This window comes from Streptomyces sp. IBSNAI002 (assembly GCF_052244475.1).
Classification (GTDB): domain Bacteria; phylum Actinomycetota; class Actinomycetes; order Streptomycetales; family Streptomycetaceae; genus Streptomyces.
Map to the genome: position 1 here is coordinate 2,612,357 of NZ_JBQPXG010000002.1, position 22,508 is coordinate 2,634,864.

Below are 22,508 nucleotides of genomic sequence, written 5' to 3' on the forward strand. Positions count from 1 at the left end.
CCTGTGACTTCGATTGTTCGGGCGCCCACCAGGGTACGCCCGTAATTTCGTACGCTCTTACGTCGGCCAACCTGCGAGGGGCCCGACCCATTCCCCGGCGGCTAGCCCGCGGCCGGCTCCGTCTCACGGGGCCTGAGCTCCGCCTGCTCCAGTACGTCCCTCAAGTGCCGTTCGACGACCGGCAGCACCTCGGCGATGGTGATCTCGCGGCCCAGTTCGTACGAGAGCGAGGTCACACCGGCGTCGCGGATGCCGCAGGGCACGATCCGGTCGAACCACGTGTTGTCGGGGTTCACGTTGATCGCGAAGCCGTGCATCGTGACGCCCTTGGCGACGCGGATGCCGATGGCGGCGAGCTTGCGGTCCTCGCGGCGCTGGCCGGCGTTGGACGGGGCGTACTCGGGGCCGTTGAGGCGGGCGTCGAACTCCTCGTCGTGCAGCCGCGGATCGAAGTCGAGGGAGAGGCCGCCGATCTTCGGGCGCTCCTCGACCGGGTCGCCGAGCACCCAGACACCGCTGCGCCCCTCGACCCGGGTGGTCTCCAGCCCGAACTCGGCGGCGGTGCGGATCAGCGCCTCCTCCAGGCGGCGGACGTGGGCGACCACGTCCACCGGGCGGGGCAGCTTCATGATCGGGTAGCCGACCAGCTGGCCCGGTCCGTGCCAGGTGATCTTGCCGCCGCGGTCCACGTCGACGACGGGCGTGCCGTCCAGCGGGCGCTCGCTGGGGTCGGTGCGCCGGCCGGCCGTGTACACCGGCAGGTGCTCCAGCAGCAGGCAGGTGTCCTCGATCTCGTCCGCGAAGCGGGCGGCGTGCACCCGGCGCTGCTCTTCCCAGGCCAGGGTGTACTCGACGGATTCCGGTCCGAAGCCCAGATGGACAAACCCAAGCTCAGCCACCGCAGCGCCTCCTCGTTGAACCTGCTGTGTGCACGTACCGCACTCAGCAAGGGTACGGCGGCCTCTTCGAAGGCTCCGGAGGGGGCCACGGCAGCTGCTTCGGCCGGCGCCGGCCCTTCGGCGGCCGGTCCGGGTCCTCGTCGGCCCGCGGCAGCCGCCGGTGCCCCTCCGAGTGGTCGTTGACCCAGCCGCACACCCCGCACGCGTACCGGCCGTCGAGCCCCGCGATGTAGGTGCCGCAGCGCCGGCACTCCGCCTCGGTCAGCTCGGGCGGAGGAAGCGGAGCAGTGGATTCAGGGCGCTCCTCGGGAAGGTGCGCCCGATGGTGCCGGCGGGTCATGGGCGCAGCGTACGCGGGCGGAGGGGGGCGGTCCGTAAAGCGCCCTACCGATTCTGCACACGATCGGATGAATGTGGGGCAGAGAGGGCGGTGTGGACGAGGTTCGCCGCTACATTCACGCCGTTCACAGGGCCGGGACTCCGGTCCGTCACGTCAGGAGACCGTGGAGCCGATGACGGAACGACCTGCCCAGCGCGTCCCCAACAGGCAGCTCGCGGCGCTGATCGCGGAAGCCGGGTTCTCCAACGCCGGGCTCGCCCGCCGCGTCGACCAGCTCGGCCTGGAACACGGTCTCGACCTGCGGTACGACAAAACCTCCGTGACCCGCTGGCTGCGCGGGCAGCAGCCGCGCGGAACCACCCCGGCGCTGATCGCCGAGGTCTTCACCCGACGCCTCGGGCGGCGGCTCTCCGCGCAGGACCTGGGGCTGGACGCCTGCGCTCCCGTCTACGCGGGCCTGGAGTTCGCGGCCACCCCCGAAGAGGCCGTGGACATCGCCAGCGGGCTGTGGCGCAAGGACTCCGGATCCCACGCCGAACTGCGGAAGATCGCCTTCACCCCGGCCGGACTGGTCGTCCCCAGCCGGGACTGGCTGATCGGGCGGGCCGACGAGCGGGTGGCCCGGGGCGCCGACCCGGGGGCGGCGCGCGTCCCGGTGCAGGGCCGGGCCACCGTGCCCCGGCAGCGGCAGATCGACCGGGGGCCCGGGCAGCGGGTGACGGGCGGGGACATCGCGGCCCTGCGCTCGGTGAGCGAGCTGTTCCGCGCCCTGGACCACGCCTACGGCGGCGGGCACGCCCGCCAGGCCCTGGTGCGGTACCTGGAGCACGAGGCCGAGCCGATGCTCCGGGGGACCTACGGGGAGACCACCGGGCGGCGGCTGTTCTCGGCCGCGGCCGATCTGACCCGGCTGGCGGGCTGGACCTCCTACGACATCGCCGCGCACGGTCTGGCCCAGCGGTACTTCGTGCAGGCGCTGCGGCTCGCCCAGGCCGCCGGGGACCGGCCGTACGGCTCGTACGTGCTGGTCACCATGAGCCGGCAGGCCGTCTACCTGGGCCACGGCCGGGAGGCGGTGCAGCTGGCCCGCGTCGCCCAGCAGGGCGTCGGCTCGGGTCCCCCGCCGGTGGTGCAGGCGCTGCTGCACTCGGCGGAGGCCCGCGGGCACGCGGTGCTCGGCGAGGTACGGGCGTCGACGGCCTCGCTGGTGCGGGCCGAGCGGGCGCTGGGCGCGGCCCGGCCGGGGGACGACGTGCCGCACTGGGCGCGGTACTTCGACGAGGCGCAGCTGGCGGACGAGTTCGGGCACTGCCACCGGGACCTCCAGCAGTACCGGGCCTCGGCGCAGCACGCGGAGCGCTCTCTTCAGCTGCGGGCGCCCGCGTACGCGCGGTCCCGGCTGTTCTGCCGGGTGGTGCTGGCCACGGCCCGGCTCGGGCTGGGCGAGCTGGACCAGGCCTGTGCGCTGGGCGCTGAGGCGGCGCAGCAGGCGATGGAGATGCGGTCGGTGCGGGCGGTGGAGTACGTACGGGACTTCGAGCGGAGGCTGGAGCCGTACCGGGACGCGTCCGCCGTGCGGACGTACCGGGACAGGGTCGCCGCCTTGTCGTGACCCGATGGCCGGCGGGCCGGCGGGGTGTGGGTGCCCCGCCGGCGTCACTGGGTGGTTCTCAGGCCGCCACCGGAAGGGCCTGCTCCCGAGCGGCCGGGAGCGGGATGCCGAAGTCGCGCAGGACGGCGTGGGTGGCGCGGCGGGCCGAGCGCAGGGCGCCCTGGACGGTGTTGGTGTCGCGGTGGTCCCCGCACACGTACAGCCCGGCCAGGACGCGCACCGGGCGCCGTACGTCGTAGGGCGGGGGCATCGCGGGGACGGCCTCCCTGGTGTGGTGGACGGCCAGCGGTTCCCAGTCGCGGGTGGCCGTGTCGTAGAGCCGGGCGAGGCGCGAGGCGACCGTACGGGCGGGGGGCGGCGGGCCGAGCACCGTAGTGGTGACCAGGCTCCGGCCGGCCGGAGCCCGCGTCGGGTCGACCGCGCTCATCACGGCGGTGTGCGCGACGGGCCACTTGGGGTCGCCGTCCAGGAGCAGCGAGGCGTCCCAGGGCAGCGGCGCGGCGGTGGCGTGGTGCAGGACGGTGACCTCGTGGAAGGCGGGCACGCGCAGGCCGGGCAGGAGTTCGGCGGCGGCGCGGGCCCCGGTGGCCAGGAGGACGGAGCGGCAGCGGAAGTCGCCGTGCTCCTCGGTGGTGACCAGGTTGGTCGCCACCGACCGGACCCGGACGCCGGTGCGGACGGTGCCGGGCGGCAGCCCGGCGGCGAGCCGGTCGGGCAGGGCCGCGGCTCCCCCCTCGGGCACGGCGAGGCGGCCCCGGGCGAAGGTGCGCAGGGCCAGGTCGGCGACCCGGCTGGAGGTGGTGAGCCCGGGGTCGCAGAGCAGGGTGGCCAGCAGCGGCCGGAGCACGCCGGTGGCGGTGCGCGGTGGCAGGCCGCGGGAGCGCAGGACGGCGAGGGCGGTGCGTTCGGGCCGGGCGAGCAGCCGCTCCTCGGGCAGGGCGGCGAGCCTGCCGAGGACGGCGCTGAGCCGGGCCTGGTCGAGGGAGCCGCTGGCCAGGGCGCGGGCCGGGGTGAGCGCTCCCGCACGGAGCTGCCTGCCGTCGGTGTGGACCAGGACCCCGGGCGCGAAGTGGCGCAGGGGCAGACCTGCCAGGCCCGGGGTCGTCCCGAGCTCCGGGTAGGAGGTGTTGAGCAACTGGCCGATCCGGTCCAGCCGGAACCCGTCGGCCGACTCGGTGGCCATCCGCCCGCCGGGATCGCCCGCGGCCTCCAGGACGATGACCGTGACCCCCGCTGCGATCAGGTGGTGCGCGGCCGCGAGTCCTGAGACTCCGGCTCCTACGATGACGACGTCCGCATGGTGTGCGGAATGGTGTGAGCTGCTGAGCACGTGCCCCTCCCCGAGGTCGGCGCGGCTGTGTCACGACCTCCTTCCCCCAACCTGCTCCAGGGGAACCCGAGTTGGCCGGGGTATTGCGGGATTGTGGTCAACTCCGGTCGCACAGCGGTCGCATCCGGCTCACAAACGGTCGCACGCTGGTCGCGCGACCGCCGGGCCGTGCCCTACAGGGCCGCCCGGATCGCGTCCTCGATGCCGGGGTGGCGGAAGACGAAGCCGGACTCCAGCAGCCGGGCGGGCCGGGCCCGCTGACTGCCGAGCACGTCCTCGGAGAACTCCCCGAGCACGACGCGCAGGGCCGCGGCCGGCACGGGCAGCAGCGCGGGCCGGTGCAGCACCCGGCTCATGGCCGCGGTGATCTGCCGGTTGGTCAGCGGCTCGGGGGCGGTGAGGTTGACCGGCCCTTCGAGGCCGGGGGTGTCGATGATGTGGCGCAGGGCCGCGATCTCGTCGTGGAGCGAGATGAACGGCCAGAACTGGCGCCCGTCGCCGAGCCGGCCGCCGATACCGGCCCGGAAGACCGGGAACAGCTTGCCCCAGGCCCCGCCGTCCCGCGCGACGACCAGGCCGGTACGGGCGAAGGCGGTACGGATGCCGGCCTCGCGGGCGGGCCGCGCGGCCGCCTCCCACTCCACGCAGACGGAGGGCAGGAAGCCCCGCCCGGCGGGGGCGTCCTCGTCCACGACCCGGTCGCCGGTGTCCCCGTAGTAACCGACCGCCGAACCGCTGACGAGCACGGCGGGCGGCTCGTCGAGCGCGGCCAGCGCCCGGGCGAGGGCGGCCGTGCCGAGCACCCGGCTGTCGCGGATCTCCTTCTTGTACGCGGCGGTCCAGCGATGGTCCCCCACGCCGGCCCCGGCCAGGTGCACGACGGCCGCGCACCCGGCCAGGCCGGCGGGGTCCACGTACCCGCTGGCGGGATCCCACCGCACCTCGTCACCCGCGGCAGGCGGACGGCGTACGAACCGCACCACCTCGTGCGTGTCCGCCCGGAGGGACCGTACGAGGGCACTGCCGATGAGTCCGGTCGAGCCGGTGACCGCGATGCGCATGGCCCCATCCTGCCGCCCGGCGGCACCGCCCGCGCGAAGCCCGGCTCGGCCGGGCCCCCGGGGGGGTCAGGTGGCCGTGCCCAGCCAGGTGCCCACCGCGTAGGTGACGGCCATGGCCAGGGCTCCGCCGGCGACGTTGCGCAGGACCGCGCGCACCGGCGGCGCCCCGCCCAGCCGTGCGCTCAGCACCCCGCACAGCGTGAGCGCCCCCAGCACCGCCGCCACCGTCACCGGCACCCGCGCGGACGGACCGGGCAGCACGATCGCCAGCAGCGGCAGCAACGCCCCCACCGTGAACGCGACGAAGCTGGCGAACGCCGCGTGCCACGGATTGGCCAGCTCATCGGGGTTGATGCCGAGCTCCACCCGGGCATGGGCCCGCAGCGCGTCCCGTTCCGTCAGCTGCTCCGCGGCCTCGCGGGCCACCTCCCGGCTCAGCCCGCGCGCGGCGAGCAGGTCGGCGAGCTCCTCGAGCTCCGCCTCCGGCTCCTCGGCCAGTTCGCGGCGCTCCATGTCCAGCGCGGCCCGTTCGGAGTCCCGCTGCGAGCTGACCGACACGTACTCCCCCGCCGCCATCGACAGCGACCCCGCCAGCAGTCCGGCGACCCCCGCCGCCAGGATCGCCGCGCGCGAGGTGGTGGCACCGGCCACACCGACCACCAGGCCCGCGGTGGAGATGATCCCGTCGTTGGCGCCCAGTACCCCGGCCCGCAGCCAGTTCAGCCGCGTGCTGATGTCCGCGCTCGGCGATCCGTCACCACCGCCGGAGCCGTGCGCGTCGATGTGCGCCTGCGTCAGAGCCTTGCCCGGGGCATCGTCTTCCGTCACGCCCCCACTGTCCCGGCACGGACCGCCCCGGGCCACCCGGCAGGGCGGTCCGGGGTGCGCGCGCCTGGCCCGCGTACCAGGGTGGAGGGGTGAGACGCGGAGACGAGGAGCCGGGCTGGCTGCGCGGGGAGCCACCGCCGCGCTGGGCCCGGCTCGCGCCCGCGGTGGCCCTCGTGGTGCTGGTCCTCGCCCAGATGCTCACGCCGGGCGATGTCGAGCTCGGCTTCTTCCTCGCGGGTCTGCCCCCGGTGGCCGCCTTCGCGTACGGGGCGGCCGGGACCGCGTTCTTCGCCGCCCTGGTCCTCGTCCTGCTCGGGGTGCACAGCCTCAACGTCGCCCACGCCGGGGGCTCGGACCTGTTCACGGTGGCCGCCATCGGACTGCTGAGCGTGGTGATCGCCTGGGTGCGGCGGCGCCGGGACGCGCAGCTGGTCAGCGTACGGACGGTCGCGGAGGCGGCGCAGCTGGCGGTCCTCCCGCCGGTGCCGGAACGGGTCGGGCCGGTGCGCTGCTCCGGCCTCTACAGGGCGGCCCAGCGCGGCACCCTGGTCGGCGGCGACCTGTACGACGTGCGGGCCGGGCCCTACGGGGTCCGGGCGCTGGTCGCGGACGTGCAGGGCCACGGCCTGGCGGCGGTCGGAACGGTGACGGCGCTGCTCGGGGCCTTCCGGGAGGCGGTGCTCGACGACGCGGAACTGGTGGCGGTCGCGGCCCGGCTGGACCGGCGGCTGGCCTGCGACGCGGCGGCCGCCCCCGACGGGCACCCCGAGCTGTTCGCGACGGCCCTGCTGCTGGAGTTCCCGCCCGGGCTGGACCTCGTACGGATCGTCTCGTGCGGGCATCCGCCCGCCCTGCGCCTGCGCGGGCCGGTGGTCGAGGAGGTGACCGTGGAGCCCGGCCCTCCGCTGGGCCTGGGGCTCGCGCGGCCGGACCCGCCGCCGTTGACGGAGCTGGCGGTGCGCGCCGGGGACCGCTTCCTGCTGCACACCGACGGGGTGACCGAGGCCCGGGACGCGTCGGGCCACTTCTATCCCCTGGCCACGCGGCTGACCGTGGTGACACGTGATCCGGCGGGCCTGGTCAGAGCGGTCTGGCGGGACCTGGTGGCCTTCACGGACGGCGGGCCGCGGGACGACGTGGCCCTGCTGCTGCTGTCACCGGACGGCCCGGCATGATCGCGGGGCCCTCACCGCGCGTGTACCTTACGTAACCGTCGAGCACACACAGTGACGGCTGCGGTGGGAGACATCATGTCCATGCTGCTGATCAGAGGCACGTTCCGGGTACCGGCCACGGCCCAGCCGGACGGCGACACCATCCCCTTCGTCCCGGACGACACGGCCGACTGGAAACTCGTACCCGGCCGCAAGCGGATCGTGCCCGCGCCGGACGGCCGCGCCAGCATCCGGCTGGAGTCCGTCGACACGCTGGAGACCCACTACGAGGGCCCCTACGGACCGGTGCAGCACCAGCCGCTGGACCTCGCCCACCGCGCCGCGAACGAGCTCCTGGCATGGGTGGGCTTCGCCAGCGTCGACCGCCACGAGGACGAGACCGTGTCCACCATCCCCGACAGCGTGCCCGGCTTCATCCTCACCCGCGGCGCCGACATCCACGGCCGCTGCGTGGCCCTGGTCGGCCGCGGCACCCCGCCCGCGTGCTCCGGCTACGAGATCCGGGTCGAGGAGGGCCTGCTGAAGAAGACGGCCAACTTCCACCTGATCTCGCTCGGCCTGGCCTACCCGACCTTCTACACGGGCTTCCCCGAAGAACTGCGCGAGGTCCTCACCGCCGCGGCCCTGCAGGCCCGGGCCGCCAAGAAGGGGGTGTGGGCCGACGACGCGGACGTGACCACGCAGGGCGCGAAGATCTGCGGGATGTCCTCGATCACGGCGGCGAACGGGGCGGTGCTCCTCCCGAAGCTGTTCCGCCGCCTGAAGGAGTACATCGACCTCCACCCCGATCCCGATTCCGACCCCGCGGAGCCGCTGCTGTCCTCCTTCCCCTCCTACCTGGCCGGGTCCGCGGACACCTACCGCATCACCTCGGAAGGCAAGGAGGTCACCGGCCTGCACCGCGTGGTCAAGGTCGACGGCGACACGGTGCGGATGCTGCGCCTGCCCGAGGAACTCGTCTTCGAAGAGAAGTGAGGACGCCGGCCCGGCGGGACCTCCACCCCGCCGGGCCGACGCCTGCGCGACTCGGTACGGCCGGCTCGGTACGGCCGGCTCACGCCGCCTGGATGAAGGCGCGCACCATCTTGCAGGTGACGTTGGACGGCCGGTGGATCCCCGTGCGGACCGCCATCGTCCGGATCTTCCGGTTCGTGGCGCGCCGGGCGTCGTACGTCCCCGAGTCGAGCAGGGATATCGCCAGGCGCATCGCCTTGAGACGGCGGTTGTGGCTCTCGTACCACTCGCGGGGCAGGCCCGCCGGCAGCGGCTTCTTCTTCACGTGCTGAATGGTGGTGGCAGTGGCCATCTACAGCCTCCCAAACGGTAGTTGGCTTCCTGTCGTTCTCCCTCGATTTTACCGGGCAGCACTGACAAAAGCCCTGGCCGGACGGACTGCGCACCGAGCACCGGACCCGGCACCGGACACGACACCGGACAGCCCCTGGATAGGCTGGACGGCATGGAGATCTGGATCAATCCCGCGTGCTCGAAGTGCCGCAGCGCACTGACCCTGCTGGACGCCGAGGGCGCCGACTACACCGTCCGCCGCTACCTGGAGGACGTGCCCTCCGAGGACGAGATCCGGGAGGTGCTCGGCCGCCTCGGACTGGATCCGTGGGACATCACCCGCACCTCCGACCCGCTGGCCAAGGAGACGGGCGTGCGCGATCTGCCGCGCGAGGAGACCGACGCGGCGCGCGGCCGCTGGATCGCACACCTGGCCGCGCACCCGAAGCTGATCCAGCGCCCCATCATCACCGCCGAGGACGGCACGGCCGTGGTCGCCCGCTCCGAGGAGGCCGTCCGCGAGGCCCTGTCCCGCAAGGGCTAGGACATGAGCGACAACGGGGAACCCGGGAATCTGGGGGTGGCGCACCTGCTGCGGGCGGTGACCGTCGAGTTCGGCACACGGCTCGGCCTCAACTCGGCGGGCACCACTGCCGTGATCGACCGGCTGGACACCTTCGACCCGGCCGGACGGGAAACCGTCCGCCGCTTCCTGACGGCCGCCCACACCGTCTTCGCACCACAGGCCGACGCGTGACCGCCCGCGACCCCGGCGAAACGGGCGCCGACCTGCACCTCGACCTCCCCGCCGAAGGCGCCCGGCGGACCGCCCTGGCCCAGGCCCTGCGCAGCGCCGTCCGCAGCGGGCGACTGGCCGCCGGGACACGGCTGCCGCCGTACCGGACCCTGGCCGCCGACCTCGGCCTGGCCCGCAACGCCGTCGCCGACGCCTACGCCGAACTGGTCGCCGAGGGCTGGTTCACCGCCCGCCAGGGCTCGGGCACCCGGGTGGCGGAGGGGGCGGCGGGCGCGGGGCCGGCGGCTGCGGGGCCGACGGTCGCCCGGCCGGCGGCTGCGGGCCCGTCCGTTGTCGGGCCGTCGGCTGCGGGCCCGTCGGCCGGCAGCCCGCGCTACGACCTGCTCCAGGGCAAGCCCGACCCGGCCTCGTTCCCCCGCGGCCCGTGGGCCGCCAGCGCGCGGCGGGCCCTCTCCGAGGCGCCCACCGAGGCCTTCGGCCCCGGGGACCCGCGCGGCCGCCCCGAGCTGCGACGGGCCCTGGCCACCTACCTGTCGCGGGCCCGGGGCGTGCGGACCGGCCCGGAGAACATCGTGGTCTGCTCCGGCTTCGCCAACGGACTGCGGCTGCTCGCGTCGGTCCGGCCCCGGGACTGGGCCGTCGAGGCGTACGGGCTCCCCTTCCACCACGGCATCCTGGAGACCGCCGGGGTGCGCCCGCACCCCGTCGCGGTCGACGAGGACGGCGCGCGGACGACGACCGAACTCCCCTCCAGGGTGCGCACGTTGCTGCTCACCCCGGCGCACCAGTTCCCCACCGGCGGCCGCCTGCTGCCCGCACGGCGCGCCGCCGCCGTGGAGTGGGCCCGCACGACGGGCGGCGTGATCGTGGAGGACGACTACGACGGGGAGTTCCGCTACGACCGCAAACCCGTCGGCGCCCTCCAGGGATTGGCCCCCGAGCACGTGGTGTACGCGGGCTCGCTGAGCAAGAGCCTCTCCCCGGCCCTGCGGCTCGGCTGGCTGGTCCTGCCGGACCGGCTGATCGACGAGGTCCTGGCGGCGAAGGGGCAGCGGGAGTCCTGGGCGAGTGCGCTGGACCAGCTGGCGCTGGCCGACTTCATCGAGTGCGGCGCGTACGACCGTCACGTCCGCCGGATGCGCAAGCACTACCGGGACCGCCGCGACCAGCTGGTCTCCGTACTGGCCGCACGGGCGCCCGAGATCCGGGTGACGGGCATCTCGGCGGGCCTGCACGCGGTACTGGAACTCCCACCGGGCAGCGAGGCCCAGACCCTTTCGGCGGCCAGAACGGCAGGCCTCGCCCTGGACGGCCTGTCGTCCTACCGACACCGAGCGGACCCGACCCCACCCCGCGAAGGCCTGGTGGTGGGCTACGCGGCACCCCCGAACGCGGCGTTCACCAGGGCGGTGGATGCACTGGCGGGGGTGGTGGGGGTGGGCTTCGAGGGGCGGGCGGGGGCTTCGGGTGCTGCGGGGCCTGATTCCGGCGGAGGCTGATCAGGGAGGGTTTGGGGGTTTCCCGCCCGTCCCGCTGTCTCTCCGGGTCGGGCCGTCCTGTCAAGGGCGCTCCCTTCGGTCGCGTCGCTGCGCGATGGCCTGCGGCCACCCTTGACAGGCCGTCCCGCCCCGGAAAGACAAGGACCGGCGGGAACCCCCCAAAAGAACGGTCCACCAGTTCCCTATGCCTGCCTGTGGACATCAGGGACCGACACCTGACCACCGGGGACCGGCAGGATCCGCGCCCGGGCCGGGCACGGAACCGATCCCGGGCCGGGGGCCGCCCAACCCACACCAAACAGCGCCCACAAGCCCATCGGAAGCCGGTAGCGCGCCAGATCGCTACGCGCTCCTCATCTCTCAGCGTCCGACGGCCGTCCGGGGCTGGGAGCGGGTGGGGGTGGGGGTGGGGGTGGGGAAAATGAGACGCGGTCTCTTACCTGCTTTGAGAGGCTGGCGCGTCGGTTTTCCTTGCCGCTCGTCACAGGAGTGATCGTGATTCCCCCTCGCCTGGTCCCGTTGGTGCAGCAGTTCGACTTCGCGCGCGAGCGCCTCACCCATCGCATGTCAGGGCCCGTCATGGACAGTGGTGACGGTTCGGACACCAAGGTCGGGCCCATGACCGGGGAGGAGTTCTTCTGGGAGCCGGTCGGGGGCTGTTGGTCGGTGCGGCGACGGACGGAGGGACCCGGACCGCGTGCCACGTTGCTGACCGGCACGGGTGACTGGGGGCGCGACGCGGCGACGTACCCGCACCCCTGGCCGCCGCCGTTCACCACCATCGCGTGGCGCCTGAGCCACCTCAGCGAAATGCTGACCCTGCGCGCCGACCACACGGCCGGAAGCCGCGCGCGGACCCGCGACGACTATCCCGTCAGCGGGAACGTCGAGGAGGCGCTCGCAGCATTCGACACTGCCGCCGGCGCCTGGCGGAACGCGCTGCTGAGCGTCGACGACGCCGCACTGGACACCGTGGGGTACTGCACCTACCCACATGGCAGCGACGCGGAAGAACCCTTCATCGACATCGCCTGGTGGGTGAACCAGGAAGTACTGCACCACGGTGCCGAGATCGCCCTCCTCCGCGACCTCCACCGCGAACGGCAGCACACCCCCGAATGAGCCCCTGACCTCCGCCTGTCGCCTATTACCAGCCCCGGACGGCCGTCGGACGCTGAGAGATGAGGAGCGCGTAGCGTTCTGGCGCGCTACCGGCTTCCGATGGGCTTGTGGGCGCTGTTTGGTGTGGGTTGGGCGGCCCCCGGCCCGGATCGCTTCCCTGGCCGGCCCGGGCGCGGATCCTGCCGGTCCCCGGTGGTCAGGTGTCGGTCCCTGATGTCCACAGGCAGGCATAGGGAACTGGTGGACCGTTCCTTTGGGGGGTTCCCGCCGGTCCTTGTCTTTCCGGGGCGGGACGGCCTGTCAAGGGTGGCCGCAGGCCATCGCGCAGCGACGCGACCGAAGGGAGCGCCCTTGACAGGACGGCCCGACCCGGAGAGACAGTCGGACGGGCGGGAAACCCCCAAACCCTCCCTGATCAGCCTCCGCCGGAATCAGGTCCCGCAGTACCCGAAGCCCCCGCCCGCCCCTCGAAGCCCACCCCCCGAAGCCCCCCTCGCTCACCCCGCCCTCACACCTGCCCCCCGTAGGGTGTGCGGAGCGCCAAATCGGCGCTTACCGCATCAAAGGACCATGGAGTGAACCACCAGCAGCCCGGCACACCGGCCTCTACGCCCACCTCCACACAGCCCCCCGCCCCCACCCAGGCCCCCCTCCCGCCGCCCCGTCGCGGGGCCGACTGGATGTTCGGCGGGGTGTACGGGACGGTGCTGGCCAGTGGGCTGTTGGCCGCGCTGGACCAGACGGGCGGGGACTACACGCCGTTCTACGACGCCAGCTGGGTGGTCGTCACCGCGGCAACGGCCGGGCTCGCGCACGGCTACTCGCACCACATGACCACGCACCAGCAGGGCTCCGTAGGACACCGGTGGCGACTGCTGGTCACGGCGCTGTGGCACGAGTGGCCGATGATCGTGGCCACCCTGCCCACCGTGCTTCTCCTCGTCCTCGCCGGGCTCACCGGCTGGGACTCGTACGGCGTGACCGCCGTCGGCCTCGGCCTGAACACCGCCCTGCTGTTCGCGTGGGGTTCGTGCGTGGCGATCCGGGTCGGCTACCGGCTGCGCTCCGCGCTGCTCATAGGGCTGGCCGACGCCACGATCGGACTGGCCATCATCGTGGCGAACGCCCTGATCAAGTAGCGACCACCGACCACCGCCACCTCATCACCCCCCACCGCCTTCACCCCACCCCCCACCCCCCACCCCCCTCACCCCTCACCCCTCACTCCTCAGGCAGCTGCCCCTCCGCCTCCGCCAGGATCTCCGTCACCCGGGCGCCGAACTCCGCCCCCCGCGGGTCCGTCACGCCGGTCCGGGCCGCCGTGAGCAGCGCGTCGAGGGCGCGCCCGTAGGCGCCGGGTACGTCGCTCCAGCCGGGCAGTGTCCGGACGCCCTCGGTGCCGCGCAGTTCCAGGCCCACCCCGGCGGCCGCCTTCGGCGCGCCCAGGCTGAGGACGGCGGTGCTGGCGGCGCCGGAGGTGTGGCGCAGGGCCAGCTGGACCACGTCGGAGGGGCCCCGGGTGGCGCTGACCGAGGTGACGTCGCCGAGGATCGGGACCAGTACGGAGAGCGCGTGCGGGCCTACGTCCCACAGGCCGCCCTTGGCCTTGCGCCAGGGCGAGTCGGCGTACGCGCTGGGCGTGCCGTCGGGCGGGAAGACGGCGCCGAGCCAGTGCGCGGCAGCCGTGAACCAGCCGGGGCGGGCGGCCTGCTCCGCGACCCAGCCCGCGGTGGGCTCGGCGAAGCGGAGGGTGAAGAAGACGACGGAGGCGACCTGGTGCCGCGCCGCGGCGTCGGCGACGGCGCGGGCGTCCTCGACCCTGGTGGCGACGGGCTTGTCGAGCAGCAAGTGGCAGCCGGCGGCGGCCGCGCGTACGGCGAGCGGGGCCTGTACGTCCGGCGGCAGGGCGAAGGCCACGGCGTCACAGTCGGCGAACAGTTCGTCGGGGTCTTCGTACACCTTCACGCCGTACGCCTGCGCCAGCTCGGCCGCCGCCTCGGGCCGGCGGCCCCACACACCGGCGAAGTCGGAACCGGCGTGCGCGGCGAGGGCGGGGGCGTGCGTACGGTGCGCCCAGGGCCCGGTGCCCAGCAGTCCGACCCGGGGCCGGGCACCTGCGGCAGCACCTCCGGCCTCATGTGCGGCAGGGTGCGCGGCGGGGTCTCCGGCAGAGGTCACATCAGACAAAATGCTCACCCGCCCAGTCTGCCCCACCCGGACAGGTGTACCTCCCCCAACCCGCGACCGACCCGCACGACCCACCCGACCTGCGGTGCAAACCTCGGTAACACGGGGTTCACACATGGGCAACGGAAGGGAAATCGCGGGCGGGCACGCTGCGGTCATCACCGCAGCGACGAAGCCGCGAGATGAAGCAGCGAGACAAAGCAGCGACCAGCAGCACCGCAGAGTCTGAGGATGGGGCCCGTGAGCTACAAGGCTGAGTACATCTGGATCGACGGCACCGAGCCGACGGCGAAGCTTCGCTCCAAGACGAAGATCCTGGCCGACGGCGACGCGCTGCCGATCTGGGGCTTCGACGGATCGAGCACGAACCAGGCCGAGGGCCACGCCTCCGACCGCGTCCTGCAGCCGGTGTTCTCCTGCCCGGACCCGATCCGCGGCGGGGACGACGTCCTCGTGCTGTGCGAGGTCCTGAACATCGACATGACCCCGCACGCGTCGAACACCCGCGCGCTGCTGCGTCCGGTCGCCGAGAAGTTCGCCGGGCAGGAGCCCATCTTCGGCATCGAGCAGGAGTACACCTTCTTCGACGGCACCCGTCCGCTCGGCTTCCCCGTGAACGGCTTCCCGGCCGCGCAGGGCGGTTACTACTGCGGCGTCGGCTCGGACGAGATCTTCGGCCGCGAGATCGTCGAGAAGCACCTGGACCACTGCCTGGCGGCGGGCCTGAGCATCTCCGGCATCAACGCCGAGGTCATGCCCGGCCAGTGGGAGTTCCAGGTCGGTCCCGTGGGCCCGCTGGAGGTCTCCGACCAGCTGTGGATCGCGCGCTGGCTGCTCTACCGCACCGCCGAGGACTTCAACGTGTCGGCGACGCTGAACCCGAAGCCGGTGAAGGGCGACTGGAACGGCGCGGGCGCGCACACCAACTTCTCGACGAAGGCGATGCGCGAGGACTACCGCGCGATCATCTCCGCGTGCGAGGCGCTGGGCGACGGCAGCAAGCCGATGGACCACGTGAAGAACTACGGCGCCGGCATCGACGAGCGGCTGACGGGCCTGCACGAGACCGCTCCGTGGAACGAGTTCAGCTACGGAGTCTCGGACCGCGGCGCCTCGGTGCGCATCCCGTGGCAGGTGGAGAAGGACGGCAAGGGCTACATCGAGGACCGCCGCCCGAACGCGAACGTGGACCCGTACGTGGTGACCCGTCTCATCACGGACACCTGCTGCACGGGCCTGGAGAAGGACAGCCTGGTCTAGGACCTCGCCGCACCTCCACCTCCACCTTCCCGCTCCACCTCCCCGCTCCACCTTCCTGCCCCACCTCCCCGCTCCACCTCGCACGCCACCGACGCCCGTCGGGCCGACCCAGGCCCGGCGGGCGTCGGCGTACGCCCGGATCTCTGGGTGTTGTGTCCCGTATTGAGGTGAGTCGCTCGAGGGAATATGGGATTCCGCTCCACGACGTGAGACGGGGTCTGCCCCCGCACCGGCCCGTCTGCTTGAATGGACGCATGGCCAGCCACTCGCACACCTCGTCAGGTCGCAGGGACCTCGAGCCGTTCTGGCCGTCCCGTCAGGACCACGATTTCGACCGGGTGTGTTGCCGCGCGAAGAACGCGCCGGCCCTCTAAAGCCTCCGGATCGCCCTCCTGATCTGCGTCGAGGCCTTCGGTCTGCGCGGTACGACATCGATGACGTCCCTCCGTACGTCTCCTGCCGACCACTCCGCGTGAAAGAGCTGACCACTCATGACCCAGACCCAGACCCGCCCCCTCACGTCCGCCGCGTCCGCGTCGACCGCCACGTCCGCCGCGACCGCCACGCACCTGACCTTCCCGCCCAGTCCGCGCCACCGGCTGCGGGCCGTGGACCGGGACGAGGTGGCCCGGGTGGTCGACCTGCTGCCGCCGGGCGCCACCTGGCTGCCCGCGCCGCAGCACACGCTCCCGGCGCTGCCCGGCCGGCCGCCGATGGTCGGCTACCTGGTCCTGGTGCCGGCCGACCAGCAGCAGCCGGTCGCCTTCGCCCCGCAGGCCGTGGCCGTGGCCGCGCCCCCGGCACCGGCGACGCCGGCCCCCTCCGCCCCCACCTCCCCCTCCGCCTCCGAGGGCGACGCCCTGGTCCGCATCGACCCGTCGCAGCGCACCGCCGAGGTCGACGGGCGGGTGCTCGACCTGACCTACCTGGAGTTCGAGCTCCTCACGCACCTGGTGAAGCACCCGCACCGGGTGCACAGCCGGGACCAGTTGGTGACCACGGTGTGGGGCTACGGCCACGTCGGCGACGGCCGGACCGTGGACGTCCACGTCGCCCGCCTGCGCCGCAAGCTGGGCGCCGCGCACCGCGGTGCGATCCAGACGGTGCGCCGGGTGGGCTACAAGTACGCCCCCTGATCACGCGGACGGGCCCGCACTCCCCTGGGGAGTGCGGGCCCGTCGGCATGACGGCCGGACGACGGCCGCCAGCGGCTAAGCGGCCTAGGCGGCGGCCTTCGCGCGGCGCGCCGCGACGAAGCCGAGCAGCAGGTCGAACGCCAGGAACACCAGCAGGCTGATCCCGAGCATCGGGACGAACCAGCCGACGACGGCGGTCGCCGCGGCCAGCGGCAGCACGACGGTCACCGGCACCTTGCGCCAGGCGCCGCGCGGCTGGGCGCGGCCGACGGACAGCCTGCGGTCCTTCGTCGGCCGGCGCAGCCACCACATCCGGTAGCCCCAGAAGACGAGGAACATCAGGCCGACGGCGAGCGCGGCCAGCGCGATCTGGTTGGCGAGCCCGAAGGTCAGGCCCATGTGCACGTCGATGCCGAAGCGGGTCATCTGGGCGAGCAGGGGGTAGTCGGCGAAGCGCAGTTCGTCCATGATCCGGCCGTCGGCGGGGTCGACGGAGACGGCGTCGAGGTGTACGGGGACCTGCTTGTCCTTCTCCTTGACCACGTAGCCCTTGCCCTTGGCGGGGAGCGTGATCTGGAGGTACTCGGTGACCCCGGCGGCCCGGGCGGCGTCGACGGCCTTGTCGATGCCGATGTCGGCGGTCGGTGCGGGCGGGGGCATCTCGGTGCCCTCGGGCATGTTGTGGCCCGCGTGTTCGTCGGAGCCGCCCGCATCGGCGCCGGGGGTGAGCTGTGCGGAGACGGCCGGGGTGGCGCCGCCGAGGCTGTCCTGGAGCTGCCCGATGTTCTCGCCGGCGTACTTCGACCAGGTCAGGCCGGTGGCGGAGAGGACGACGAGTCCGGCGACGGACCAGAGTCCGACGACCCCGTGCCAGGACAGGGTCCGGCGCAGGCCGGTGGCCTTGCGGTCCGGGAGGACGAGGTCGGCCTTGCGCTTGCGGCGGCGGCCGATCCACAGGGCGAGTCCGCCGAGCGCGACCACCCACAGCCAGCTCGCGGCGAGCTCGCTGTAGTTCCGGCCGAACTCCCCGAGGTGGAGGCTGGAGTGGAACTCGCTCAGCCACGTGCGCACCGGCAGTGCGTCGCCGGAGGTGACGAGCTGTCCGCGCACCTCGGCCGTATACGGGTCGATGAACACGGTGAGGGTCTCGCCCTCCGGGAGCCCCTCGCTCTCCATGATCACCCGGGTGGTCGCGTCGGACTCGGGCGCGGGCCAGACGGACACGATCTCGCCCTGGGGTGCGGCGCCCCGGGCGGCTTCGACCTGGGCGCTGAGCGGCAGGGCGCTCTCGCCGACGCGGGAGACGGTGAGTTCGTCGGAGTAGATGATGTTCTCGGCCTGCCAGGAGGCGGCGTAGAGCAGCCCGGTGGCGGCGGCGAGGAACAGCAGCGGGGCGATCAGCAGGCCCGCGTAGAAGTGCATGCGCAGGAGCAGCGGCCGCAGGGCGGCCCAGCCGCCGCCGCGGCGCTTGGCCGGGCCGGAAGCGTCGGCCGGGGTGGCGGTGCCGGCCGGGGCGGCTATGCCTGCCGCGTCGGCTGAATCGGTGTCCCGGGTCGGGACGTCGCGAACCTCGTCAAGAGACATGGTGGTCCTAGGTGTTGGCGAAGACATGGGGAACCGGCCCCGGGTCTCGCCGCCTCGCTCAGATGCGGGCGGGGCTGCCGGGGGCCGTGGTGCGGAAGGCGCGGCCCGCGGGCGGGCCGCGCCGCACCACGGCGTAGGCGTGCACGGCCCCGCGCAGGCTGCGCGGCCGTTCGTACGGGGTGACGGGCGCGGGCGGGACCGGTACGACGGCCACCCGCGCCCCGGCCAGGGCGAGTGCGCGGGACAGCGGCCGGGCCGTGTGGCGGGCGGCGGCGCCCAGGGTCCGGGCCAGCCGGAAGACGGCGGCCTCGCCCCACGCCAGCCAGGCGGCGCAGAACAGTCCGGCCAGCACGTGAGCGGCGATCATCCCGGCCCCGCCGTGCCCGGCCATGCCCGCCACGTCCGCCATGTCCGGCGACATTCCCGCCATGTCGGCTGCCGTGCCCGCCAGGTCCGTGGCCATGTCCGGCGGCATGCCCGCCATGTCGGCCGCTCCGGCCGTCTCCGCCGTCCTGGCCGCGTGCGCCGCGTGCGCCGCGCCGCCCGGGGTTCCGGCGGTCGTCGCGCCCATGTCCATGCCCGGCACGTGGTGGTGCGCCGCCGAGGGTGCGGGCTTCGCCGCCTGGCTGCCGGAGAAGAGGAGGTGCAGCACCCCCTGGACGGCGAGCACCGCGGTGGCGATCCCCGCCGGTCCCCGGCGCCGGCCCGCGGCGGCCCAGGCCAGGGCGCCGGTCACCGCGAAAGCGCCCATAAGACCTGTGAGGGGAATGTCCGTGCCGGACATGTGCGAATGCCCCACCGCACCCAAAGCGGTACACACCGCCGCGAACATCGCGGCCCGCGTGGCGCGCATCGGCGCGGGGTGCTGGAGCATGGCCGGAACATGCTCGCACGGGGCCCGGTGGTGTCCGCCAGAGGGCCGTAACCGATCATGGTCGGGTGAATCCAATGCCGTGGGGAGCCGTGTACGCGGGCGGGGTCCAGCTCGGGGCGTACGCCTTGGAGCGGACGGGGCGGGAGGAGCGGGAGCGACTGCTCCGCACCTGCTCCACGAATGTCGACAATCTTGCCGCCGGGCGCTGGGAGACGGTCCTGACCAGCGCTCTCGTCGTCGAGGAGCCGATGCCTCTGCCGTACGCGCTGCTGCTCGTCGCCGTCCTCGGATACGCCGAGTACGCGTACGGCGCCTGGTGGACGGCCGCGGTGTTCCTGTTCGGGCACGCCACGGCGACCCTCCTCGTGTACGGCGTGCTGCGCAGGACGACCGATCCGCGCACCCGGCGTGCCCTGGACGTGGGGACCAGCTACGGCTTCAACTCCGTGCTCGGCGCCCTCACCTCGGCCCTGCCGCGCGGCGTCGTCCGCACGACCGCTCGGGTCGGGCTCCTGGCGCTCGCCGCGGCGCCGGTCGTCAAACGGGGGCGGACCTTCACGGACGCCGGACACCTGGCAGCCCTCGGGATCGGCATCGGGGTCTCCCTGGCCCTCGATTGTCTTTCCGGAGCGAAACATCAGAAAATCGCTTGAGCTGGGCAAACCGGTTGAAATGCATTTTCCGCCTGACCGGAATCGACCGCACCCTTCGCATGAACCGCTTCATGACACGAGCAACTCGCACACCGCTGGAGCCACCACGATGACCGCCACCCCCGCCACCACCGTCGCCAACCTCCGCGACCTCGGCGGCACCCCGCTCTCCGGCGGCCGCACGGTCCGTCCGGGCCTGGTGCTGCGCTCCGGCCAGCTCGACCGGCTCGACCTCGACGCCGACCCGGCGGTGGCCGCGCTGGGGCTGCGGACCGTCATCGACTTCCGCACCGACGCCGAGCGCACCGACCATCCCGACCGGATACCGGCCGGGGCCCGGCTGCTGGTCGCCGACGTGCTGGCGGACAAGATGAAAGCGGGCACGGGCCGGATGCCCGCGGCCGCCCAGCTCAAGGACCTGCTCTCGGACCCGGCCGTCGCCGAGGAGCACCTGGGCGGCGGCAAGGCGCAGGCCCTGTTCGGCGACGTCTACCGCTCCTTCGTGCACACGGCCTCCGCCCAGGCCGCGTACCGGCTGCTGCTCACCGAGGCCGCCGCCCCCGGGGCCGGGCCGCTGCTCTTCCACTGCACGGCCGGCAAGGACCGCACCGGCTGGGGCGCCACGGTCATCCTGTCGCTGCTGGGCGCGGACGACGAGACTCTGATGGCCGAGTACCTGTCGGTGAATCCGGCGGTCAAGCAGGCCTTCGCGCCGATGATCGAGGGGTTCACGGCGGCCGGCGGCGACCCGGACATCGCGCTCGCGCTGATCGGCGTCTTCCCCTCCTACCTGGAGTCCGCGCTGACGGAGGTCGAGACGCGCTACGGCTCGATGGAGAAGTACGTGCGCGAGGGGCTCGGCGTCTCCGACGAGGCGGTCGAGGCGCTGCGCACCCGCCTGGCGTAGCCGACCGAGAGGGTTTCCGGCCGGAGAGGCGGGTGACCATCCGACGATTCGCTCGTTCTGCTGAACGTGACTGCGCCGGATACCGCCACCCTCGTTCCGTCTCCCGATGTCGAGCAGGCCGAGGCCGCCATCGTCGAGCACTACCCGCGGCTGGTGCGGCTCGCCTACCTGGTGCTGCCGCCCGCCCTCGGCCGCAACCGCCGGGTGCTCACCGCCCACTCGCTGGTCCAGCGGGCGCTGCCGCGCGGGCGGCGGGACGCGGCCGCGGCCGTGCGCGGCGGGGTGCCGGGGCAGCGCGGCGGCGAGGGTGAGGCCGGGTACGCGTACGTACGGCTGCGCGTGCTGCGCGCCGCCCTGGAGGCCGGGGTTCCGCTGACGTTCCGGGCGCTGCCGCGCCGTGCGCAGCTCCCGCCGCTGCTGCCGCAGGTGTGGGGGCTGCGACTGTTCCCGCGGGCCGGCGGGGCCGAGGAGCTGGCGCTCGACCAGTGGCTGGCCACGCTCGACGGCGCCGGGCGGGCCGCCTGCGTGCTGCGGGCGCTGGAGCGGCTGCCGGAGCCGGAGGTGCTGCGGGTGCTGGACGAGGCCGGGGTCGCGGATCCGGCCGCGGCGGTCGCGGAGTCCGGTGATCCGGCGCACGACTCCCTGTTCGCCTCGCCCGAGTTCGACCCGTGCGTGCTCCAGGCCCGGCCCACCGACCTGTTGCGGCGGCGCCGGCTGGTGCGGGCCGGGCTGGCCGCCGGGGCAGCGCTCGCCGTGTGCGGGGCGCTGCTCGCCCTGCCGGGCGGGGGCTGGGGCGCGGACGGGGCCGCCGCCCCTCTGTACTCCCGCAACGCCGCGGCCGAGCAGGCGCTGGATCCCGGCAAGCTGCTGCGGGCCGCGCCGGAGCTCTGGCGTACGTCCTCCCGTACGGGCTTCGCCGCGTGGCCGGCCCGCGGCGACCGCGCCGACGACACCGGGCTGCTGCGCCGGGCGCTGGCCGTCTGGGCCCGCCCCGGCGCCTCGGTGGTCGTCTCGGCGACCCCGGGTACCCCGTCGGGGCCGCCGATGGGTCCGGCGCAGCTGCTGTTCGCCGGCGCCGTGGACCAGGCGGTCGTGGTCCTGCTGCACGACGGGCTGCGGGTGGTCCGGTACGCGGAGCCGCTCGCCGGGACCACCGGCGCCGCCCTGGACTTCGCGCGGACCGACGGCGCCTCGGCGGACACCGCGACGGCCCTCGTGCTCAGCCGGGTCGACGGCAACGTCCGCTACCTCACCGCCCCCTGGGTCACCGGCGCGGCCCTGCGGGACCTGCTCAAGCCGGGCGAGGCGGCGGTGGCGCTGAAGACGGCTGCGGACGGGGTGACCCCGCCGGTGCCGAGCCCCGCTCCGGCGGGCAGCTGCACCGGCTGGAACGCCCTCGCCCTGACCGGTGACGGTGCGACGCGGCTGATCACGGACCTCGGTGAACTGACCCCTGCCCGGCTGACGTCGGGCGCGCCGGGTGCCGAACGCGATGTGACGGAGGCCGCGGAGCTCGGCGACTGGTCGCGGATCGCCTGCCTGCTGCCGTCGGTGCGTTCGCACGGGGTCCGTACGGTGAACGCCTGGACGTACGCCAAGCAGCCGCTGCCCGAGGGCGACGGGACGGCGACCTGGCTCTGTACGCGGGCGGAGACCTGGCAGGGTTCGGCGGACCGGGTGCAGGCGCAGTTCCTGGCTCCGGGTGCGCCGCTCGCGGCGCAGGCCGCCCGGTCGGAGGGTTCGCCGGCGTGCGGGCCGCGGGAGCCGCGGGTGCTGGCGGGCGTGCTGTGGAAGTCGCGTGCGGGGCAGTGGTACGTCCTGGCGGCGGGCAGTGCGCAGTTCGCCTCGCTGTCGGTGTCGGGCGGCGGGGTGAGCGGGTCGGCGAACGGCAACCGGCTGGCGGTGAAGGCGCCGGCCGGTGCGCAGGTCGACCTGTCGGGCAAGCTCACGGACGGGACGAAGGCCGGGGCGCTGCGCTGAGAGAAGTCCGCGCAGAG

At 74.0% G+C, this 22,508-nt stretch carries 22 protein-coding genes; 13 read left to right on the plus strand and 9 right to left on the minus strand.

Going from position 1 to position 22,508, the window contains the following annotated elements:
- Positions 1-101: 101 nt before the first annotated feature.
- Together lipB and ACTVZO_RS12665 are read right to left on the minus strand one after the other, a co-directional pair.
- Complete coding sequence (gene lipB, locus ACTVZO_RS12660) at positions 102-899, minus strand: lipoyl(octanoyl) transferase LipB (RefSeq protein WP_443298468.1); 798 nt, start codon at positions 897-899, stop codon at positions 102-104.
- A 43-nt stretch (positions 900-942) separates the two neighbouring features.
- Positions 943-1,239 carry a hypothetical protein gene (locus ACTVZO_RS12665; protein ID WP_443298469.1) on the minus strand — a complete coding sequence of 99 codons (297 nt, stop codon included), beginning with the start codon at positions 1,237-1,239 and terminating at the stop codon, positions 943-945.
- Between the two features lie 172 nt (positions 1,240-1,411).
- Here ACTVZO_RS12665 and ACTVZO_RS12670 point away from each other — a divergent pair, with 172 nt between their 5' ends.
- On the plus strand, positions 1,412-2,851 hold the full coding sequence (locus tag ACTVZO_RS12670) for a regulator (RefSeq protein ID WP_443298470.1): 1,440 nt from the start codon (positions 1,412-1,414) through the stop codon (positions 2,849-2,851).
- A gap of 58 nt (positions 2,852-2,909) precedes the next feature.
- Here ACTVZO_RS12670 and ACTVZO_RS12675 read toward each other — a convergent pair whose 3' ends face one another.
- The 3 genes from ACTVZO_RS12675 to ACTVZO_RS12685 form a co-directional block, all read right to left on the minus strand.
- A complete protein-coding gene (locus tag ACTVZO_RS12675; RefSeq protein WP_443298471.1) occupies positions 2,910-4,181 on the minus strand; it encodes an NAD(P)/FAD-dependent oxidoreductase in 1,272 nt (423 codons plus the stop codon).
- 173 nt (positions 4,182-4,354) lie between these two features.
- Positions 4,355-5,242 carry a TIGR01777 family oxidoreductase gene (locus tag ACTVZO_RS12680; protein ID WP_443298472.1) on the minus strand — a complete coding sequence of 296 codons (888 nt, stop codon included), beginning with the start codon at positions 5,240-5,242 and terminating at the stop codon, positions 4,355-4,357.
- A gap of 66 nt (positions 5,243-5,308) precedes the next feature.
- Complete coding sequence (locus ACTVZO_RS12685; protein ID WP_443303143.1) at positions 5,309-6,025, minus strand: VIT1/CCC1 transporter family protein; 717 nt, start codon at positions 6,023-6,025, stop codon at positions 5,309-5,311.
- A 134-nt stretch (positions 6,026-6,159) separates the two neighbouring features.
- Between ACTVZO_RS12685 and ACTVZO_RS12690 the strand changes: the two genes are divergently transcribed.
- A complete protein-coding gene (locus ACTVZO_RS12690; protein WP_443298473.1) occupies positions 6,160-7,245 on the plus strand; it encodes a PP2C family protein-serine/threonine phosphatase in 1,086 nt (361 codons plus the stop codon).
- Between the two features lie 75 nt (positions 7,246-7,320).
- Positions 7,321-8,220: a nuclease gene (locus ACTVZO_RS12695; RefSeq protein ID WP_443298474.1), complete on the plus strand. Its 900-nt coding sequence runs from the start codon at positions 7,321-7,323 to the stop codon at positions 8,218-8,220.
- A 79-nt stretch (positions 8,221-8,299) separates the two neighbouring features.
- On the opposite strand, the gene ACTVZO_RS12700 is transcribed toward ACTVZO_RS12695, so the two are convergent.
- Complete coding sequence (locus ACTVZO_RS12700; protein WP_443298475.1) at positions 8,300-8,551, minus strand: hypothetical protein; 252 nt, start codon at positions 8,549-8,551, stop codon at positions 8,300-8,302.
- Positions 8,552-8,704: 153 nt separating this feature from the next.
- Here ACTVZO_RS12700 and ACTVZO_RS12705 point away from each other — a divergent pair, with 153 nt between their 5' ends.
- The 5 genes from ACTVZO_RS12705 to ACTVZO_RS12725 all read left to right on the plus strand — a co-directional run bounded on the left by ACTVZO_RS12705 (position 8,705) and on the right by ACTVZO_RS12725 (position 13,049).
- Positions 8,705-9,076 (plus strand): ArsC/Spx/MgsR family protein, encoded by a 372-nt coding sequence (locus ACTVZO_RS12705; protein ID WP_443298476.1) that lies wholly within the window; start codon positions 8,705-8,707, stop codon positions 9,074-9,076.
- Positions 9,077-9,079: 3 nt separating this feature from the next.
- Positions 9,080-9,289 (plus strand): hypothetical protein, encoded by a 210-nt coding sequence (locus ACTVZO_RS12710; protein ID WP_443298477.1) that lies wholly within the window; start codon positions 9,080-9,082, stop codon positions 9,287-9,289.
- Positions 9,286-10,788 (plus strand): MocR-like pyridoxine biosynthesis transcription factor PdxR, encoded by a 1,503-nt coding sequence (pdxR, locus tag ACTVZO_RS12715; protein WP_443298478.1) that lies wholly within the window; start codon positions 9,286-9,288, stop codon positions 10,786-10,788. Before ACTVZO_RS12710 ends, pdxR begins: the two co-directional genes overlap by 4 nt.
- A 492-nt stretch (positions 10,789-11,280) precedes the next feature.
- The gene (locus ACTVZO_RS12720; RefSeq protein WP_443303144.1) at positions 11,281-11,910 is read left to right on the plus strand and encodes a DinB family protein; all 630 of its coding nucleotides are present in this window, start codon (positions 11,281-11,283) and stop codon (positions 11,908-11,910) included.
- A 575-nt stretch (positions 11,911-12,485) separates the two neighbouring features.
- Entirely contained in the window at positions 12,486-13,049 is a 564-nt protein-coding gene (locus ACTVZO_RS12725) for a hypothetical protein (RefSeq protein ID WP_443298479.1), read from the plus strand.
- Between the two features lie 82 nt (positions 13,050-13,131).
- Here ACTVZO_RS12725 and ACTVZO_RS12730 read toward each other — a convergent pair whose 3' ends face one another.
- Entirely contained in the window at positions 13,132-14,004 is an 873-nt protein-coding gene (locus tag ACTVZO_RS12730; RefSeq protein ID WP_443303145.1) for a Gfo/Idh/MocA family protein, read from the minus strand.
- A gap of 333 nt (positions 14,005-14,337) precedes the next feature.
- Between ACTVZO_RS12730 and glnII the strand changes: the two genes are divergently transcribed.
- A complete protein-coding gene (gene glnII, locus ACTVZO_RS12735) occupies positions 14,338-15,357 on the plus strand; it encodes a glutamine synthetase (protein ID WP_443298480.1) in 1,020 nt (339 codons plus the stop codon).
- Between the two features lie 491 nt (positions 15,358-15,848).
- The gene (locus ACTVZO_RS12740) at positions 15,849-16,493 is read left to right on the plus strand and encodes a winged helix-turn-helix domain-containing protein (RefSeq protein WP_443298481.1); all 645 of its coding nucleotides are present in this window, start codon (positions 15,849-15,851) and stop codon (positions 16,491-16,493) included.
- A gap of 84 nt (positions 16,494-16,577) precedes the next feature.
- Here ACTVZO_RS12740 and ACTVZO_RS12745 read toward each other — a convergent pair whose 3' ends face one another.
- On the minus strand, positions 16,578-18,077 hold the full coding sequence (locus tag ACTVZO_RS12745) for a PepSY-associated TM helix domain-containing protein (protein ID WP_443298482.1): 1,500 nt from the start codon (positions 18,075-18,077) through the stop codon (positions 16,578-16,580).
- A 58-nt stretch (positions 18,078-18,135) separates the two neighbouring features.
- Complete coding sequence (locus tag ACTVZO_RS12750; RefSeq protein ID WP_443298483.1) at positions 18,136-18,951, minus strand: hypothetical protein; 816 nt, start codon at positions 18,949-18,951, stop codon at positions 18,136-18,138.
- 74 nt (positions 18,952-19,025) lie between these two features.
- Here ACTVZO_RS12750 and ACTVZO_RS12755 point away from each other — a divergent pair, with 74 nt between their 5' ends.
- From ACTVZO_RS12755 to ACTVZO_RS12765, 3 genes are all read left to right on the plus strand, one after another.
- Complete coding sequence (locus ACTVZO_RS12755; RefSeq protein WP_443303146.1) at positions 19,026-19,604, plus strand: rhomboid-like protein; 579 nt, start codon at positions 19,026-19,028, stop codon at positions 19,602-19,604.
- A 109-nt stretch (positions 19,605-19,713) separates the two neighbouring features.
- Positions 19,714-20,511 carry a tyrosine-protein phosphatase gene (locus ACTVZO_RS12760; RefSeq protein WP_443298484.1) on the plus strand — a complete coding sequence of 266 codons (798 nt, stop codon included), beginning with the start codon at positions 19,714-19,716 and terminating at the stop codon, positions 20,509-20,511.
- Positions 20,512-20,568: 57 nt separating this feature from the next.
- Positions 20,569-22,491, plus strand: coding sequence for a hypothetical protein (locus ACTVZO_RS12765; RefSeq protein ID WP_443303148.1), 1,923 nt, complete (start codon positions 20,569-20,571; stop codon positions 22,489-22,491).
- The last annotated feature ends 17 nt before the right edge of the window (positions 22,492-22,508 follow it).

Bases quoted from the DNA above. Each gene is read 5' to 3' on its own strand.
- ACTVZO_RS12665 (WP_443298469.1), bottom strand. From the start codon at position 1,239: ATGACCCGCCGGCACCATCGGGCGCACCTTCCCGAGGAGCGCCCTGAA.
- ACTVZO_RS12670 (WP_443298470.1), top strand. From the start codon at position 1,412: ATGACGGAACGACCTGCCCAGCGCGTCCCCAACAGGCAGCTCGCGGCG.
- ACTVZO_RS12680 (WP_443298472.1), bottom strand. From the start codon at position 5,242: ATGCGCATCGCGGTCACCGGCTCGACCGGACTCATCGGCAGTGCCCTC.
- ACTVZO_RS12695 (WP_443298474.1), top strand. From the start codon at position 7,321: ATGTCCATGCTGCTGATCAGAGGCACGTTCCGGGTACCGGCCACGGCC.
- ACTVZO_RS12700 (WP_443298475.1), bottom strand. From the start codon at position 8,551: ATGGCCACTGCCACCACCATTCAGCACGTGAAGAAGAAGCCGCTGCCG.
- ACTVZO_RS12705 (WP_443298476.1), top strand. From the start codon at position 8,705: ATGGAGATCTGGATCAATCCCGCGTGCTCGAAGTGCCGCAGCGCACTG.
- ACTVZO_RS12710 (WP_443298477.1), top strand. From the start codon at position 9,080: ATGAGCGACAACGGGGAACCCGGGAATCTGGGGGTGGCGCACCTGCTG.
- ACTVZO_RS12740 (WP_443298481.1), top strand. From the start codon at position 15,849: ATGACCCAGACCCAGACCCGCCCCCTCACGTCCGCCGCGTCCGCGTCG.
- ACTVZO_RS12745 (WP_443298482.1), bottom strand. From the start codon at position 18,077: ATGTCTCTTGACGAGGTTCGCGACGTCCCGACCCGGGACACCGATTCA.
- ACTVZO_RS12750 (WP_443298483.1), bottom strand. From the start codon at position 18,951: ATGCTCCAGCACCCCGCGCCGATGCGCGCCACGCGGGCCGCGATGTTC.
- ACTVZO_RS12755 (WP_443303146.1), top strand. From the start codon at position 19,026: ATGCCGTGGGGAGCCGTGTACGCGGGCGGGGTCCAGCTCGGGGCGTAC.
- ACTVZO_RS12760 (WP_443298484.1), top strand. From the start codon at position 19,714: ATGACCGCCACCCCCGCCACCACCGTCGCCAACCTCCGCGACCTCGGC.